Annotated in this window: 13 protein-coding genes and 2 pseudogenes; 11 read left to right on the top strand and 4 right to left on the bottom strand. The window is 66.6% G+C overall.

Annotated elements, in window-relative coordinates; all coding sequences use genetic code 11:
• Window position 1: 1 nt before the first annotated feature.
• The 4 genes and pseudogenes from ACTWP8_RS23065 to ACTWP8_RS23050 form a co-directional block, all read right to left on the bottom strand.
• Complete coding sequence (locus tag ACTWP8_RS23065) at window positions 2-718, bottom strand: ABC transporter permease (RefSeq protein ID WP_443324053.1); 717 nt, start codon at window positions 716-718, stop codon at window positions 2-4.
• 334 nt (window positions 719-1,052) lie between these two features.
• Window positions 1,053-1,178, bottom strand: a pseudogene (locus tag ACTWP8_RS23060) (hypothetical protein); the annotation flags it as partial.
• Window positions 1,179-1,240: 62 nt separating this feature from the next.
• A pseudogene (locus tag ACTWP8_RS23055) lies at window positions 1,241-1,465 on the bottom strand (IS3 family transposase); the annotation flags it as partial.
• A gap of 295 nt (window positions 1,466-1,760) precedes the next feature.
• The gene (locus tag ACTWP8_RS23050) at window positions 1,761-3,131 is read right to left on the bottom strand and encodes a cytochrome P450 (RefSeq protein ID WP_443324052.1); all 1,371 of its coding nucleotides are present in this window, start codon (window positions 3,129-3,131) and stop codon (window positions 1,761-1,763) included.
• Between the two features lie 687 nt (window positions 3,132-3,818).
• Here ACTWP8_RS23050 and ACTWP8_RS23045 point away from each other — a divergent pair.
• The 11 genes from ACTWP8_RS23045 (at window position 3,819) to ACTWP8_RS22995 (ending at window position 16,578) form a co-directional block, all read left to right on the top strand.
• Complete coding sequence (locus tag ACTWP8_RS23045; protein ID WP_443324051.1) at window positions 3,819-4,856, top strand: polyprenyl synthetase family protein; 1,038 nt, start codon at window positions 3,819-3,821, stop codon at window positions 4,854-4,856.
• 40 nt (window positions 4,857-4,896) lie between these two features.
• Window positions 4,897-5,160 carry a hypothetical protein gene (locus ACTWP8_RS23040; RefSeq protein ID WP_443324050.1) on the top strand — a complete coding sequence of 88 codons (264 nt, stop codon included), beginning with the start codon at window positions 4,897-4,899 and terminating at the stop codon, window positions 5,158-5,160.
• Window positions 5,157-6,329 carry a cytochrome P450 gene (locus tag ACTWP8_RS23035; protein WP_443324049.1) on the top strand — a complete coding sequence of 391 codons (1,173 nt, stop codon included), beginning with the start codon at window positions 5,157-5,159 and terminating at the stop codon, window positions 6,327-6,329. The genes ACTWP8_RS23040 and ACTWP8_RS23035 overlap by 4 nt, the downstream gene beginning before the upstream one ends.
• A gap of 79 nt (window positions 6,330-6,408) precedes the next feature.
• Entirely contained in the window at window positions 6,409-7,236 is an 828-nt protein-coding gene (locus tag ACTWP8_RS23030) for a 4-hydroxybenzoate octaprenyltransferase (protein ID WP_443324048.1), read from the top strand.
• A gap of 14 nt (window positions 7,237-7,250) precedes the next feature.
• Window positions 7,251-8,081, top strand: coding sequence for an arylamine N-acetyltransferase family protein (locus ACTWP8_RS23025; RefSeq protein WP_443324047.1), 831 nt, complete (start codon window positions 7,251-7,253; stop codon window positions 8,079-8,081).
• A complete protein-coding gene (gene pabB / locus ACTWP8_RS23020) occupies window positions 8,081-10,183 on the top strand; it encodes an aminodeoxychorismate synthase component I (RefSeq protein ID WP_443324158.1) in 2,103 nt (700 codons plus the stop codon). The genes ACTWP8_RS23025 and pabB overlap by 1 nt, the downstream gene beginning before the upstream one ends.
• 8 nt (window positions 10,184-10,191) lie before the next feature.
• Window positions 10,192-11,007: an aminotransferase class IV gene (locus ACTWP8_RS23015; protein ID WP_443324046.1), complete on the top strand. Its 816-nt coding sequence runs from the start codon at window positions 10,192-10,194 to the stop codon at window positions 11,005-11,007.
• 13 nt (window positions 11,008-11,020) lie between these two features.
• Window positions 11,021-11,950, top strand: a complete 930-nt coding sequence (locus ACTWP8_RS23010) for an AurF N-oxygenase family protein (RefSeq protein WP_443324045.1) — start codon at window positions 11,021-11,023, stop codon at window positions 11,948-11,950.
• 40 nt (window positions 11,951-11,990) lie between these two features.
• A complete protein-coding gene (locus tag ACTWP8_RS23005) occupies window positions 11,991-13,415 on the top strand; it encodes a class II 3-deoxy-7-phosphoheptulonate synthase (RefSeq protein WP_443324044.1) in 1,425 nt (474 codons plus the stop codon).
• Between the two features lie 28 nt (window positions 13,416-13,443).
• On the top strand, window positions 13,444-14,682 hold the full coding sequence (locus ACTWP8_RS23000) for a cytochrome P450 family protein (RefSeq protein WP_443324043.1): 1,239 nt from the start codon (window positions 13,444-13,446) through the stop codon (window positions 14,680-14,682).
• 234 nt (window positions 14,683-14,916) lie between these two features.
• Window positions 14,917-16,578, top strand: coding sequence for a carbamoyltransferase N-terminal domain-containing protein (locus ACTWP8_RS22995; protein WP_443324042.1), 1,662 nt, complete (start codon window positions 14,917-14,919; stop codon window positions 16,576-16,578).
• Window positions 16,579-16,633: the final 55 nt, after the last annotated feature.

The following is a 16,633-nucleotide window of genomic DNA, read 5'->3' as shown; positions in this document are numbered from 1 at the left end:
GTCACGCTCCGTCGAATGAGGTGTGCCATGACAACAACAGGCGCTCGAGTACGCGGACGATGCCATCGCCGACCATTCCGAGAGACGCGTAGGTGGCCAGGCACATGATCAGAACGTCGGTGCGGAAGCTCTGCTGGGCAAGGGCCATCAGATGCCCGATGCCGGCGTCGGCGTTGAGCTGCTCGGCGAAGACCAGCGCGAGCCAGGCGGTGCCCAGGGATAGCCGCAGGCCGACCAGGGTTCCAGGCAGCGATCCCGGCAGAATCACGTGCCGAATCAGGCCGAGACGGTTCAGCCCCAGAATGCCGCCGGCTTCGATGAGCTGACTGTCAACGGCTCGTATGGCGCCGTAAAGGTTGAAATACAGCGGAAAGCCGACGCCCAGGGCGACCAGGGCGATCTTCGGGGTCTCCTCGATGCCAAACCACACGACAAAGAGCGGCACCAAACCGGCGAAGGGGATGGTACGGAACATACCGACCGACGAGTCGACCAGGTCCTCTCCGAGACGAAACAGGCCGGCGATCAGAGCGAGGGCGACCGCCGTCGTAGAGCCAAACAGGAAGCCGTACAGGACTCGGACGACCGAAGTGCCGATCGCGCTCGGCAACTCGCCGCTGGCGATCATCTCCCATCCGGCCCGGACGACGTCCACCGGGGACGACAGGACGGCGGTGGACACCACGCCGGTGACGCTGAGGACGTACCAGAGAACCACCGCAGCCACCGGACCCATCAGGCGCCGCAGAGACCTCGGTGGCGTCCAGCGCCGACTCGGCGGTAGCGGATGGATGGTGTCCAGGCCCCCGGGGTCCGCGGCGGCGAGGACGGAAATCGCTGATTTCTTTGACAGCTGATGTTGTCGGGGCTCTTCGGGTAAGAGTCGGCTGGTCGTCAGGGGGACCACCTCGCGTAATGTGGCAGTATTTACCGAGCGACGACTTCTTGATCGGAATCCTGCGCTTACGTGGCGCAGGCATGCTCGTCGTCAAACGTGATGCGACTCGAAAACATCCGACCACGAGGGCCGCGCGGTGGTGGTCGGCCATCGCATAGCCGCTGACCTCGCGGGTGGCCAGGTCCAGCCAGCAGGCCAGATACAACCGACCCTCCTGGGTGGGCAGGTACGTGATGTCCCCGACCAGCCGGGTGCCGGGCCGGGCGGCGGTGAAGTCACGGCCGAGAGGTCCGGGGCCGGGTGCCTGCTTGTCTGGATGGGCAGCGAACGGCGTCTTCGGCGCGTGACGCCGGCGATCCCGCGTTCGCGCATGACCCGCTCCACTCGCTTGCGGTTGACCGTCCGGCCCAGCCGCCGCAGCTCGGCGTGCACGTGCGGGATACCGTAGGCCTCCTTCGAGGCCAGGTGAATCACGGTGATCTCATGGGCAAGCGCGTCATCCGCCCGCGTCCCGGCCTGTCTGGCCTCCTCCGCCTCCAGCCAGGCGTAGAACGAGGAGCGGACCACGCCCAGGACATGGCACAGCAGGGCCACCGGGTAGACGGCCTTCTCCGCAGCGGCGAACTGGTAGACCTCGCTCACCGGTCGCTGTCCTCGGCGAAGAGGGCCGCCGCTTTTTTTCAGGATCTCGATCGTCTTCTGCTGCTCGGCACTCTGCCTTTTGTCGGAGGAACGCGCCAACGCGATCGCGTCTCGCTTGAACTCCTCCGAATACCGCTTCGAATACTGATTACCCACCTGGCACTACTTCCTCTGGAACCTCATGTCCCAGTCTCCAGGTGTCCAGTCACAAGGGGAAGCTTCAACTCTCCGTCACCACCGAATGTGAGTCAGGGCCGTTGGCTGGACAGACCCGCACCCGCAACTCGCTCAACGCCCGAAGCGGAAACACTGGCCGGTGACGTGGCGGCAGCCCCGGTGCCAGAGTCAGACCTGGCATCCTGGTGGCGATGGCCTGTATCGCGATCTCCAGTTCCAGGCGGGCGAATCCGGCTCCGAGGCAGAAATGGATGCCGTGCCCAAACGCGAGATGCGTGGCAGACCCACTGCCTGGACTGAACCCGGCCGGACATGTGTGGGAGCGACGGTCCCGGCCGGCCGCTCCGTACAGCAGAAGTAGCCGGCTCCCCGCGGCCAGGTGGACGTCGCCGACCACTACGTCACGGACCGCGGTCCGGTACATGCCCGCCAGCGGACTGTCGAACCGCAACCCCTCCTCGACAAGGTCCCGTGTGGCGATCGTCCCGTCGACCACCTCGGCCCAGCCGCCGGGTGACTGAAGCTGCTGGAAGAGGATCGTGCCAAGCGCCTCGGCACAGGTCATGTGTCCCGCGAAGATCAGTGTGGGGATATGGACAGAAACCTCGTCGGCGGTGAGCGTGTGGCCTGCCTTGCCGTCGTGGAGCAGTTCACTGATCAGGTCGTCTTGCGGTGAGGCGAGACGCTCCTGAACGAGTGATCGGGAGAACGCTCCGAAGTCCATCAGCCCGCGGGCACATTCACGCAGCCGGTCAGGATCGGTGTAACGCTGCAACATCATGAGTTCGATGCGTTGCTCGGACCACGTGCGGCAGCGGTCGAGGTATTCGTCCGGGATCCCAAGGCGCCGGCAGATCACCTCGAGGGCGTACGGAATGGCGAACGTCGTGATGAAGTCGAACTCCGCCGCGACCGCAGCACGCTCGACGCAATCGGTGGCGATCTCACGCATGGTGGGTTCGAACGCCCTGACCCTGGCCGGCGTGAACCCGATGTTGAGCACTTCTCTGATCCTGGCGTGCTCGGGAGGGTCGAGTGAGCCGACGGCTAGAGCACCAGCGCCGCGCCAGGTGCGGAACATCCGACTCACGTCCTCGGGCAACGCGACCGCGGGGCGGGGGTTGTGGTCGCGCGCCGAGAAGCTTCGGTCGTCCCGCAGCACGGCAACCATGTCCTCGCGCCGGGTGACGCACCACGCGTCGAGCAAAGGGGCGTAGAACACCGGCTCCGCATCTCCGATGTCGGCGAGGAATGAGTACGGGTCGTCGCGATGTGCGCCATACGGGTCGAACGGCCTGCCTTCATGTAATTGCCCAGAATCAGCCAATATAGCCATTTCGCCTCTCAAGCTTTCAGTGAACCATTCCCGGCGCTGACTTGGTGCGGCCGACCCGGTCGAAGCGCGGCAGTTCATCGCCGTTCCATTTCCGTGGTGTGTCGGGAGGAAGGTCCAGTGCCTCCGCGTCGGCAACCGTCTCGATGATGATCGTCTGGTCGGGAGCGTGCCCGTAGGTACCCTCGACTTCCTCGTGATCCGCGTGTCCGGCTGGCTTTGCGTTGCCGAACAGGGCATCCCGCCGGTCAGCAGGACTCGAGTCCCTCTCAGGAAGTCTTGTCTGCCGTTGGATGCCGGCTTAATAGCCGGACTCGAACACGGCCTTGTGCCGCCCAGCAGCCACCAACCCGCAGAATAGTCCAAGTCCAGGCCGTCCAGGCCTTACCCCGTCTTCTTTGGGGATTTCCCTAAAGTCGAACATACTCACGCCGCGTTGTTGACACGACAGGAGAGGTCGTTACAGGATAGCGATCGGAACTACCACCTAAATTCCCGGGGCATCACTCCAGATTCCGATTGCGCGTAGATCGGGAGTCGTCTGTATATTTACCTGCGGTGATGACGGGTGATTATTAGCCTCGCGCAAGCCTTCGTCATCGACAGTTCGCCGAGTTTTCACCGCGCGGCGAATTGGGGCAAAGGCTGAGGAGATATGTACGCAACATATCCAAGGCAGCGATGAGTTTTCAGTGGTTCAATTCGCGAACACCATGTGCGTAGGTCTGACCAGGAATCGGGAAGGCGTGCGACCGGAGGAGAATCCCGATGAGCACACTCGACACCTCGTCGACCGGGCTCCAAGCCCTCCTGTCGCCGAGGATGGTGCAGTCCACGGTATTGCCCGTTATGCGGCAGCAGGTTTCCGTGCTGGAGCCGACCCTGGACCGGATCTGCTCCTACCACCTCGGCTTCATCGACGAACACGGTGACCCAAGCAGTGCAGAGGGCGGCAAGCTGACCCGCGCCGCGCTCATGATGGCGGCGGCTGATGGAGTCGGCCTGCGGCCGGAGGACGTGCGGTCCCAGGCGGCAGCACTGGAGTTGCTGCACAACGCGACCCTGATCCACGACGACATCATCGACGCGGACGAGCTGCGTCGCGGCCGTCCAGCCGCGTGGAAGGTGTTCGGCGCCAGTCTGGCCATCCTGGCCGGGGACGCCTTGCAGGCTCTTGGGCTGCAGACGGTCGTCGACGACCCCGGCCCCGGCCGTGCGGAAATCTCCAGCGTGTTCGCCGAAGCCCTCCGTCTGGTTCTCGCGGGCCAGTCTCGCGAGCTCACCGTCCGGCTGGGTTCGGGCGCCGGCATCGCGGAGTACGACCGAATCGTGGAGGAGAAAACGTCCGCTCTGCTGGAGTGCGCACTGGTGACGCCTGCACTGCGGGCGGGCAAACCGGAGCACGTCCTGGCTGCCCTGCGCGGTGCGGGCAGGCATCTGGGCCTCGCCTTTCAGATCTTCAACGACGTCGAGGACATCTGGGGCGACCCCGCGGTGACCGGCAAGCCCGTCCGGGGCGACATCCAGCGGCGCAACCCGTCTTTTCCGGTGCTGGCGGCGTTGTCCGCCGACAGCCCGGTCAGCGAGCGACTGCGCGGGCTGTGGCACGCCGAACGCACCACGGCGGCGCACTTGCAGGAGATGGCCGGCCTAGTCGAGGAGTCCGGCGGCCGTCACACGGCCGAGCAGCGGTCCCGGGGCCATCTCGACTCGGCTCTGGAGCACCTCGGACGAGCCGAGCTGTCCCCGGCCGCGTCCGCCGAACTGACCACCTTGTTCGACCGCATCGTCAATCGCACGGCATGACCCGTGACTCCCGGCAGGGACGGCATCCGGATCGGAGCACATGATCATGGCCAGCGCCCACGACAACCCGGCCGCGCCCGTCGTCCGCGGCGAGTTCGAGCGCCTGGCGCGGGCCCGCTACGTGACCAGGACCCAGGATCCGATCAACCTGGCGCAGGGCGACCTTCTGTCCATCGCGAGCGGGCTGGACGGCGGGTCGGCCTTCCTCGTTCCTCGACGAACACCGGTGCGACGAGCTCCGGTACATCGTGATCGTCTTCGACAAGGCGGTCTGAACCTCGATTCCGGCGGAGGTCGTCAGTGAGTACCCCGGCTCAACTGCCTTTCGAGCAGACGAATGTGCTGCAACTCGCGCCAGGGCTGCGCACGCTCCAATCCCAGGGCGCGGTCCATCGGGTTCGTACTGCCGAGGGCGACGAGGCGTGGCTGGTCACCGGTCATGCCCGGGTGAGGCAGTTGCTCGACGATGACCGGCTCGGCCGCTCCCATCCCGATCCGGAGGCCGCGGCGAAGGACAGCGGGTCGGCGCTTCTCGCCAACCTGCTGGGCGGCTTCGCCACCGACCATGCTCGGTTGCGTGCGCTGCTGGAGCCTCACTTCTCACCCGAGCGGATGCTGGCGCTGCGGCCCTGCGTCGAAAAACTGACAGGGCAACTCCTGGACGGATTGGCCGGGCAGAAGCCACCGGTGGACCTGCTCCAGGCGTTGGCGCTGCCGCTGCCGATTCAGGTGATGTGCGAGTGGTTGGGCGTGCTCCAGGAGGACAAGGACCAGTTCGGCACCTGGACCCAGGACGCAGCCAACGTCGAGGACCCGGTCAGGTCCAAACAAGGGCTGGGCGAGTTGTTCGGCTATTGCAGGCAACTTGTCGCTGACAAACGGCAAAATCCGGGCGATGACGTGATCTCCAGGATCTGCGCGACCGAGGGGATCAACGACAACGAGGTCATCGGGCTGACGGCGTTGTTGCTGTTCGGTGGTTATGAGACCACGGTGGCCCGGATCGGCACCTGTGTGTTGCTGTTGTTGGCCAACTCCGAGCAGTGGCAAGCGTTGCTGCACGACCCGAGTCTCATCCCCGGCGCGGTTGAGGAAACCCTGCGGATGTCGATGCCGAACCCGCACAACGGCGGCATGCCCCGTTACGCGCTCACGGACTTCGAGATCGACGGAGTCACCATCCGGACCGGCGACTTCGTGCTGCTGAACATCATCGCGGCCAACCACGACGAGACGGTCTTTGCCGACGCCGGCCGGGTCGATGTCACTCGCAACACCACGGGCAGCCTCATGTTCGGGCACGGTGCGCACTCCTGCGTCGGCGCGATGCTGGCCCGGATGCAGCTGCAGGTGGTGCTCACCCAGCTCGTCGCACGATTCCCGACCATGCGTCTGGCTGTTGGTGTAGAGGAGCTGAGGCTGCGCCACAACACGCTGATCGGCGGGTTGATCCAACTTCCGGTGACATGGTGATTGGATCCTGATGCTGTACAAAATATCTACAGGCGTAGTCACGAAGAGCCCGGATTCGGTCCGCGCATATCTCAAGTTGATGCGACTGGACAGGCCTACGGGGTACGTGCTCTACCTGCTTCCAGGGCTGTGGGCTGCCGTCCTCGCCTCCGGGCAACGACCAGACCTGCTGGCGGTGGTGGTTCTCGCTGTCGCCGCGGTGCTGGTGCGCGGCGCGGCCTGCGCGGTCAACGATGTGGTCGACAGGGACATCGACGCCCGAGTCGCCCGCACCGTGTCGCGTCCTGTCGCGTCGGGGACGATCAGCGTCGGGAACGCACTCCTGTTCGCCGCCGCACAGGCCGTGGTCGCACTGCTGGTCCTGGCGGTGGCGAACGTGGAGACGGCCCTGGTCGCCGGGGCCTCGTACCCGTTGATCGTCGCGTACCCCTACATGAAGCGCATCTTCTTCTGGCCCTCGGCGTTCCTGGCGTTGGTGATGAGCGTCTACGTGCTGATCGGCTGGACGGCGGTGACCGGGAGCGTCGACTACCCGCTTGCGGCGTACTGCCTGTACGCCTGCGGGGCCTTCTGGACCCTGATTCACGACGGGATCTACTCCCATCAGGACAAGGAGTACGACCGGAACATCGGTGTCAGGTCTTCCGCTCTGCTGTTCGGCCAGGCCACCAAGGCGTGGCTGGCGATTTTCGCCGTGCTCAGCGTCGGCGGCGTGCTGTGGGCCGGTTCCCAGACGCCGATGGGGTGGGCGTTCTACCTGATCGTCATGCTCGCGGGAATCTTTTTGTCCTATCTGCTCGTACGTGTGGACCTGGATGATCCGACATCGTGCTGGGACGCCTTTGTCGCCAACACCTACTTCGGCTGGATCATTCTCGCGGCCGTGATCGCCGGGCAGTTCACATGAACGATGAGCTACGTGTGACAGATTCGATGTGGCAGGGGAGCGGCGTCGACCTGGACGCCTACCTGACCCGCGTGGGCTACCAGGGCGACGTGGCTCCGGACCTCTCCACGCTGCGGGGCCTGCACGCCGCCCACGTCGACGCGATCGCCTTCGACAACCTCGACGCGGTGCTCAGGCGGCCGACGGTGCCGCTGGACCTGGACAGCGTCCAGGAGAAGATCGTGCGGCAGGGCCGCGGCGGCTGGTGTCTGGAACAGGTCGTGCTGATGGCGGCCGTGCTGGACCGCATCGGGTTCACGTTCACGGCGTTCGCCGGCAGGACGCGGATCCGCACCGGGAGCAAGTTCGGGCCGGCCCTGCACGTGGCCCTGTGCGTGGAGCTCGACGGCGAACGCTGGCTCCACGACGTGAGTTTCGGTGGCTACGGGCCGCACGAGCCGATCCAGCTCGCGGAGAACGCGCGGCTGGACGGCGACTGGTCGTTCGATCTCGTGCGAGAGCCGACCGGTGAACACGTGCTGCGGTTCCTGCGGCCGGAGGGACCGGCGGAGCTCTACGGCTTCACCACGGACGTGCGCTATCCGTCGGACTTCGAGCTCCTCAACCACTTCTGCCTCACGCATCCGCGCTCGCCGTTCAACCACCGGATGGTCCTCCAGCGCACACAGCCCGAAGTGAGGCACGTCCTCGCCGGCAGCACTCTCACGGAAATACGTTCTGCAGAGCCGGCGACCTTCCGGGAACTCAATGTGGGCGAAATGCTTTCCGCTCCCGAGGAGATCTTCGGGATCACCTTGGAACCGGGCGACGTCCAGGCGCTCTGGAAAATCTTGGACGGTCCATGATGCGTACCTTGTTGCTGGACAACTATGACTCGTACACCTTCAACCTGTACCAGTTGATCGCCGACATCAACGGCCAGGAGCCGGTCGTCATGGTCAACGACGATCCGATGTTGTCCAGCCTGCGGCTGGAGAACTTCGGCAACATCGTGGTCTCACCCGGCCCTGGACGGCCGCAGAACCCCCGCGACGTCGGCCTCCTCGGCGACCTGCTGCGCCGCACCACGCTGCCCGTGCTGGGCGTCTGCTTCGGCCATCAGATGATCGCGCACCTGGCCGGAGCGTCGGTGGTCGCCGCGCCCGAACCGAAACACGGGCACCTCGCCAAGGTCTCCCACGAGGGAGATCCGCTGTTCGCCGGAATTCCGCGTGAATTCGTCGCGGTTCGCTACCACTCGCTGTGCGTGCAGGAGCCCCTGCCCGAGGAACTCGTCGCCACCGCGTGGGCAGACGACGGTGTGCTCATGGCGCTGCGTCACCGCGATCTGCCGCAGTGGGGCGTGCAGTTCCACCCCGAGTCGATCGCTTCCCAGTACGGGCGTGAGATCCTGCAGAACTTCGCCGAACTGACCCGCCGGACGCAGCACGGACAACGGCCATCCGTCCCGGACACCGACACCGTCACCGCACTGTCCGACGGCACGCCCGGCGCGGTCGAGGGACTGGGAATCATCAGCACGGTCGTGTCGACCGCTGCCGATTCCGAGGCCATTTTTCTCGAGCTCTTCGACAACATCCCGTACTGCTTCTGGCTGGACAGCAGCCGGGTGGAGGAAGGCCTGTCCCGGTTCTCGTTCCTCGGCGACACGTCAGGTCCGCTCAGCGAGGTCCTGACCTACCGCACCGGCAGCGGGACAGTGGAAGTGCGCGATGCGAACGGCGTCCACATCGTCACCGGCAGCGTGTTCGACGTCCTCCAACAGCGGCTGCGCGAACGGCGCATCCCCGACTCGGACCTGCCCTTCGACCTGACCGGCGGCTACGTCGGCTACTTCGGCTACGAACTCAAGGCCGAATGCGGGGCCACGGCCCGCCACACCGCCGAAACGCCGGACGCCATCTGGACGTTCGCCGATCGCGTCATCGCGGTCGACCATCAGGAGGGACTGACCTACCTGGTGGCCGTCCACGACGAGAAGACCCGGCGCGACGCGCAGGAGTGGGTGGAACGGACGTCCGCGCTCCTGATGGGCCTGAACCCGGCCGACGCCGAGCCGCCGCGCGAACCTGCCGCCGGCCCGCCCCCGAATGCCGAGGAGTACCTCGGCCGCGGCCGGAGCCAGTACCTGGCGGACATCACGGAGTGTCGACGGCAGCTGAACCGGGGCGAGAGCTACGAGATCTGCCTGACCAACAAGTTGCACATGCCGTTCCATGACGACGACACGTCCTTCTACCTGAGGCTGCGCCGGGCGAACCCGGCACCGTACGCTGCGCTCTTACGCCTCGGCGACGTCACGGTCTTCAGCTCCTCGCCGGAGCGGTTCCTGCGCATTGAGAGAGACCGCACGGTCACCAGCAAGCCGATCAAGGGCACAGCCCCTCGCGACGCTGACGCGGTGCGCGACGCCGAATTGGCTGCCACCCTCGCCTCGAGCGCCAAGACTCAGGCCGAGAACCTGATGATCGTCGACCTGTTGCGCAACGACCTGGGCCGGGTGTGTGAGGTGGGCAGCATCGAGGTCGACCCGTACCTGGCCGTCGAGAGCTACGAGACCGTGCACCAACTGGTCTCCACTGTTCGTGGACGGCTCAAGGACGGGGTCAGCGCGATGGACTGCGCCCGGCAGTGCTTCCCAGGCGGGTCGATGACCGGGGCGCCGAAGCTGCGCACCATGGAGATCATCGACCGCTTGGAGACGGAGGCCCGGGGTGTCTACTCCGGCGCCCTCGGCTACTTCGGCCTCTCCGGCGGCACGGACCTGAACATCGTGATCCGCACCGCGGTCCGCGTCGGTGACCGGTTGACCATCGGAGCCGGCGGGGCGATCGTGCTCGACTCCGACCCGCATGAAGAGTACGAGGAGATGCTGCTCAAGGCGGCAGCGTCGCTCCGCGCCTGGCGTGCGCCGGCGGTGTCGGACGTGGGCGGCTCCCAACGATGAGCACAGCGATGAGCACAGCGACCGCCCCGGGCGTCCGCCGGTGGTGGGACGCCGATGGCGGATGGTCGACGGCCGACGCCGCCGGGACGGTGCTGGTCATCGACTCCTGGCTCGTGGACGAGGGGCGGGTGCGGGGACTCGACCGGCACGCCGAACGCTTCGGTTCGGCCTGCGACCGGTTCTCCGAACCGGGAGCGGAACAGACGAACCGGTTCCTGCGGGCGGTCGCCGAGTCGTTGCCCGCGCGAGGCCGATGGTTTCCTCGCGTCGAACTCGTGGAGATCGGGTCGGGAACGCGGCTGCGGATGTGGCTGCGCCCCGCGCCACCGCGCACCGCGACCGTCCGGTTGTGGACCGCGGCGGGACCCGACCGTCGTCGACTGCCAGCCGTCAAGGGCGCCGACCTGGACCACCTGGCTTCCCTGCGCGCTGCCGCGGCCACGGCGGGAGCTGACGAGGCGCTGCTGGTCTCGACGGAAGGGCACGTGGTCGAAGGGGCGTCCACGAGCATCGTCTGGTGGCGGGGCGACATGCTGTGCGGGCCATCACCCGGCCCCGGCCTGCTCCCCGGGATCACCCGCGCCCTGCTCGGCGAGCTCGCCGGTACGGCAGGGCACCAGGTCGTCACCGAGCAGGCCACCGCACCGGATCTCGCCGGCGTGCCCGTCTGGACACTGAACGCCCTGCACGGCATCCGGCCGGTCACCGAGGGGCTGGGCCGGTTCCAGGACACGGACGCCGCAGTGGCCGAGCGCTGGCAGTCGCGCCTGGCTGCGCTCGCCGTTCCGGCCGGCGCCTCCCTGATTCCTGTGGTGAACCCATGAAGGAGGTTTCCCGATGACTACGGCACGTGAAGTGCCCGAGTACGAGCGTGACTTGCTGGTGCAGTTGACGCTCCGCTGGGGGAAGCGAGTGGCCGTCAAGAAGGACGAGCTCGACCTCGACGGTCATTTCGACGCGGCGCTGCCGGACTTCCCCGAACACCTCGTCCCGGTGCTGGGCCTGCCGGGTGCCGACCGGCTCGACCGGGACGCCCGCGAGCGCATCCTGTCCGCGGCGTGGATCGCGTACAACGCCAAGACCGCGGCCATCGAGGACGAGATCATCCTGCCGGCCTGCCGGTTGATGCTCCAGGAACGGATCCCCGTCCGCCGCGACGACTTCGCCGTCGACGCCCTGCACCAGACGATCATCGATGAGCACTATCACATCCTGATGTGCCACAACGCCGTCGGCGTCACCCGCAGGCGGCGCGACCTGGCGGACGTGCGGTTTGCGCCGGGCGTCTGGTCGGTCGTCCAGGGACTGGACGCGGTCCGCACCGGGCTGTCCGGGCTCGACCGCGACATCGTCGACATCGCGTTCTCCCTGGCCGCCGAGACGACGATCAGCGGGTTCCTCTCCGCACTCAGCACCGCCCAGGAGATCCAGCCGATGAACCGGATCACCACCGATCTGCACCGGCGGGACGAGAGCGGACACGCGGTGGTGTTCCGCGAGTTGTGCGGCTCGCTCTACCGGAACCTGGACGGCGCACAGCAGCGGACGTTCCGCAAAGCACTCGTCACCGGGCTGACCGCGTTCCGCTCCGCGGACCTGGACCCCTGGGTGACCGTGGCGGCCCAGGGCGGCTTCGAGATCGACACCGGTCAGCTGAGGGAGTGGGCCGCGTCCCGTCCCGTGCCCGCGCGGGACACCGGACCGTTGCAGCTGCTGCTCGACGACCTGGGCATCAGCCACGACCTCGTCGAGATGGTCCAGAGCTGACCGCCCCGCACCGTTGAGCCATGGGAAGCGGACGGAGATCATGTTGACCCTCACCGGCGAAGCCGCCGCGCACTGGCGGACACTCGTCGCCCACCAGCGGCCGGAGTGGCCGAGCCTGGCCAAGCTCGGCGACGTGGCGGATCACCTGGCAGCCTTGCTCCCGTTGGTCACGCCGCAGGAATGCGACACGCTCACCGCACGACTCGCCGAGGCGGCAGAGGGCAAAGCGTTCCTGCTGCAGGGTGGCGACTGCGCCGAACGTTTCGACTGTCTCTCGACGCATGCGATTCACCGCAAACTGCGCCTCCTGCAGCAGATGGCCGTGATCCTGACGTACGCGTCAGCGGTGCCGGTGGTCAAGGTGGGCCGGATGGCCGGGCAGTACGCGAAGCCCCGATCCCGTCCGACCGAGACCGTCGACGGGCGCACGCTGCCGGTCTACCGGGGCGACGCGGTGAACGGCATCGGCTTCAGCCAGGCCGAACGACGGCCGGACCCGGCCCGGCTACTTCGGATGTACGACGCTTCGCGCTACACCCTGGACGTCATACGCGCATTTGCCCGTGGCGGCACCGACCTACGCCGACTGCACAAGGAGAACCAGGACTTCGTCTCACGCTCGCCCTCCGGTGAACGCTACAACGAACTCGCCAGTCGAATCGGCCAGGCACTGTCCTGCAAAGACGCGTGCGGCGGCGGCGATCCGTTGCGCACCGCGGAGTTGTTCGCCAGCCACGAGGGACTGCTGCTCGACTACGAGGCCGCGCTGACCCGCTACAACCCGCGTTCCGGCCGAAGGTATGCGGGGAGCGGCCACATGCTGTGGATCGGCGACCGCACCAGACAGCTCGACGGCGCCCACGTCGCCTACTTCGCGACCATCGACAACCCGATCGCGGTGAAGCTGGGCCCTGCCACCACGCCCGAGCAGGCGCTGGCCCTGATCGACCGCCTCGACCCCGACCGACGGCCGGGCCGGCTGACGTTCATCGTGCGCATGGGGGCGCACCGCGTGCGGCACCTGCTGCCGGAGCTCGTGGAGAAGGTCACGGCTTCCGGCGCGCCCGTGCTGTGGGTGTGCGATCCGATGCACGGCAACACCTTCGAGGCGCCCAGCGGGCACAAGACCAGGCGGTTCGACGACATCCTCGCCGAGGTCGCCGGCTTCTTCGAGGTGCACGAGGCGCTCGGCACCCACGCCGGCGGACTGCACGTGGAGCTGACCGGCGAGGACGTGACCGAGTGCGTCGGCGGCGGCGCCGAACTGGGTTTCGACGACCTGCACCGCAGCTACGAGTCGGCGTGCGACCCGCGCCTCAACGGAGGCCAGGCGCTTGACCTGGCCTTCCTGGTCGCCGAGATGTTCAACCCGGGAGCAACCGGTGTCGGGGCGCCGGACGCAGTGGTGAATGCCGCGGCCTGGAGCGCAAGTCACGGCAATTCTCACGCCTCGTTCGGCGCGTGAAACCAACAACATTTTCGAGGATGCGCCCATGGATCAGGATTCCCCCCCTCTGGAACTCGACGACGCGTTCGTGCAGGACCCTTACTCGGTGTACGCAAAGCTCAGCGCCGAAGGCACGACGCACCGGGTGAAGATGCCCCCCGGAGTCCCCGTGTGCGGCGGGCAACCGGTCTGGCTCATCACCGGATACGAGGCGGTGCGCTCCGCACTGGCGGATCCCCGGTTGAGCACCGATCTGAACAGGATGGACAGGCTGTTCGCGCAGAACGAGCCGGACAACAACAGACGTGCCGGTTTCTCACCGGTCATTGCCAGCCACATGCTGAACTCCGACCCGCCGGACCACACCCGGATGCGCAAGCTCGTGAGCAGGGCCTTCACCAGCCGCGCTGTCGAAGTGCTCCGGCCGGAGATCGAGCAGATCACCGGCGGGCTGATCGATGCCCTCTCGGACGACGACACGGTGGACTTGCTAGACGCCTTCGCGTTTCCGCTGCCGATCCGGGTGATCTGTCTGCTGCTGGGTGTGCCGATCGAGGAGCAGGAGAACTTCAAGTCCTGGTCCAAGGCGCTCGTCTCCGGCGACTCCCCCGAAGCGGCCGCCGCCGCCACGACCGAGGTGGTCGAGTATCTCGGCGAACTCATCGAGCGCAAACGCCGCGTGCCCACTGACGACGTGCTCGCCGCCTTGGTCTCGGCACACGACGTCGACAACCAGCTGACCGAGACCGAACTGGTCTCGATGGCCTACCTGTTGTTCATCGCCGGTTTCGAGACCACCCTCAACGCCCTGGGCAACGGCACGCTCCACCTGATGCGGAACCTGGACCAATGGGAGGCACTGCGCGAGGACCGTTCCCTCCTCCCCGGCGCGGTCGAGGAATTCCTGAGGCTGGAGAGCCCGCTGAAGCACGCCTCCTTCCGGTGTGCGACGGAGTCCCTGACCATTGGTGACGTCGAGATCCCGGCCGGCGACTTCGTGCTGCTGGCGATTGCCTCCGCCAATCGTGATCCACAGCGCTTCGGCGATCCGCATTCGCTGGACGTCCGCAGGCCCACTGACGGCGGCCATCTGGCCTTCGGACATGGCATCCACCACTGCCTCGGGGCGCCGCTGGCCAGGGTGGAGGTGCGGGCGGCGTTCGACGCCCTGCTCGACGCGTTCCCCGCCATGAGGCTCGCGGTCGACCCCGAGGAACTGCGGTGGCGTAACAGCACGATCATTCGCGGGCTCCACTCACTGCCGGTACGGCTGAACTGCCGCTAATGGCGCGTGAATGGAATTCCCTGGACGCTGGGGGGTGTGACGTGTTCAGGGTACTTCCTGACGCTTCCTGAATATTGCGTCAGGAACCCTTTTGGAGTGGGTGACGTATTCGTTTTCGATGTCGGACGGCAGGGCATCTGCATGACGTGCGTCGAGTTGCCCGATTCTGTCCGCCTTCTGATGTGACTGCCGGATTCCCGGCTGCTCTGCGGCCAGAAAGGTGTGGCTGACCACATGCTCATATGCGGGATTAAGGCATCGCACGACGGTGGGGTTGCCGTCATCGAAGGTGGTCGCCTTCTCTTCAGCTACGAGATCGAGAAGCTGAACAACGGCGAACGCTACAGCTCCCTCGGAGACCTGGAACGCGTGACTGAGATCCTCGCCGCAGAGGGTCTGTCACCCGCTGACATTGACCAATTCGTGGTCGACGGCTGGTACACGAAAGACGCCGCGGGCGAGCCCGCCGTCAAGGTGAACGCCGGCGGCCTGCCGGTACAGTTCCGGGTCGCACCGTACGTCGAGAGCCCTGGCGGCGACGGGCCGCTGCAACGCCGCATCTTCAGCGGCCACGGTTTCGACAACTACGCCAGCTACACCCACGTCGCCAACCATCTCATCGGCACATACTGCTCAAGCCCGTTCGCCGCCAGGGGCGAAGACGCGTTCGCCGTGGTCTGGGACGGCATCATCACGCCACGCCTCTACCAGGTGCGGGCCGCGACCCGTGAAGTCACCTTCGTCGAGGCCCTGATGCCCGTCTTCGGAGGCAGCTTCGCGGCCTTCTGCTCGCGGTTCGAACCGTACTTGCTCAACACCGACGACGTTACGTCGGACAAGTACATCCGCCAACACCTCTCCGTCGCGGGGAAGGCCATGGCGTACGCGGCCAAAGGCCGGGTCGAGACCGGTGCGTTCGCCGTCTTCGACGACCTCATGGCCGAGTTCCGCGACATTCCCGTCGACAAGGTGGGCGTGCTGGGCGACAAGGTCGCCGCGAACCGGGACGAGCTGATGCCGGACCTGTCCAACGCGGACCTCATCGCCACCTATCAGGCCTACATCGGCCACAACCTGCTCGAGCGGCTCACCACGGCGGTGCGGAGCCGCTTCCCGGACGGCGGCCACAACCTGGTGCTCGGCGGCGGCTGCGCGCTCAACATCAAGTGGAACACCGCGATTCGGGCCAGCAAGGTCTTCCAGGAGGTCTTTGTCCCGCCCTTCCCCAACGACGCGGGGGCGGCGATCGGAACAGCGGCCTGTGAGATGTTCCGGCGCGGCCGGACGGCGCTGGAGTGGGATGTCTACAGCGGACCGCGGATCACCACTGGCACACTTCCCGACGGGTGGCGGGCGCAGCCCTGTGACGAACGGCAGCTGGCCGCCCTACTGCACGCCGAGGGTGAACCGGTGGTAGTCCTTTCCGGCCGGGCGGAGCTGGGCCCGCGCGCTCTGGGCAACCGGAGCATCCTGGCGCCCGCGACCGACACCCGGATGAAGGACCGGCTCAACGACATCAAGAACCGAGCCTCGTACCGGCCCGTCGCGCCCATCTGCCTGGAGGACCGCGCGCCGGAGGTCTTCGCCCCCGGCACGCCCGACCCCTACATGATCTTCGAGCACCGCATGCGGCCCGGTTGGGCCGAACGCGTCCCGGCGGTCGTTCACCTGGACGGCACCGCTCGGCTCCAGACCATCGCGTCCACTCAGGACACCGACACCGCCCGTATCCTCGCTGCCTACGCGGAAATCAGCGGAGTACCTGTGCTGTGCAACACGAGCGCCAACCTTGAGGGACGGGGTTTCTTTCCCGACGTCGAGTCAGCGGCCAGGTGGGGCGGGACTCGTTACATCTGGTCCGAGGGGACGCTTTATACGAACCCCGGCGTGGGGTGATGCTCCCTTGCCGATCCGTGCACAGGCCCGGCTGAAATCGCCACCTGGAGCACCG

This window comes from Streptomyces sp. 7N604, assembly GCF_052245475.1.
Taxonomy (GTDB): domain Bacteria; phylum Actinomycetota; class Actinomycetes; order Streptomycetales; family Streptomycetaceae; genus Streptomyces.
This window is presented reverse-complemented; position numbering and strand designations above follow the sequence as displayed.

Bases quoted from the DNA above. Each gene is read 5' to 3' on its own strand.
- ACTWP8_RS23040 (WP_443324050.1), top strand. From the start codon at position 4,897: ATGATCATGGCCAGCGCCCACGACAACCCGGCCGCGCCCGTCGTCCGC.
- ACTWP8_RS23045 (WP_443324051.1), top strand. From the start codon at position 3,819: ATGAGCACACTCGACACCTCGTCGACCGGGCTCCAAGCCCTCCTGTCG.
- ACTWP8_RS23000 (WP_443324043.1), top strand. From the start codon at position 13,444: ATGGATCAGGATTCCCCCCCTCTGGAACTCGACGACGCGTTCGTGCAG.
- ACTWP8_RS23010 (WP_443324045.1), top strand. From the start codon at position 11,021: ATGACTACGGCACGTGAAGTGCCCGAGTACGAGCGTGACTTGCTGGTG.
- ACTWP8_RS23030 (WP_443324048.1), top strand. From the start codon at position 6,409: ATGCGACTGGACAGGCCTACGGGGTACGTGCTCTACCTGCTTCCAGGG.
- ACTWP8_RS22995 (WP_443324042.1), top strand. From the start codon at position 14,917: ATGCTCATATGCGGGATTAAGGCATCGCACGACGGTGGGGTTGCCGTC.
- ACTWP8_RS23050 (WP_443324052.1), bottom strand. From the start codon at position 3,131: ATGAACTGCCGCGCTTCGACCGGGTCGGCCGCACCAAGTCAGCGCCGG.
- ACTWP8_RS23005 (WP_443324044.1), top strand. From the start codon at position 11,991: ATGTTGACCCTCACCGGCGAAGCCGCCGCGCACTGGCGGACACTCGTC.
- ACTWP8_RS23015 (WP_443324046.1), top strand. From the start codon at position 10,192: ATGAGCACAGCGACCGCCCCGGGCGTCCGCCGGTGGTGGGACGCCGAT.
- pabB (WP_443324158.1), top strand. From the start codon at position 8,081: ATGCGTACCTTGTTGCTGGACAACTATGACTCGTACACCTTCAACCTG.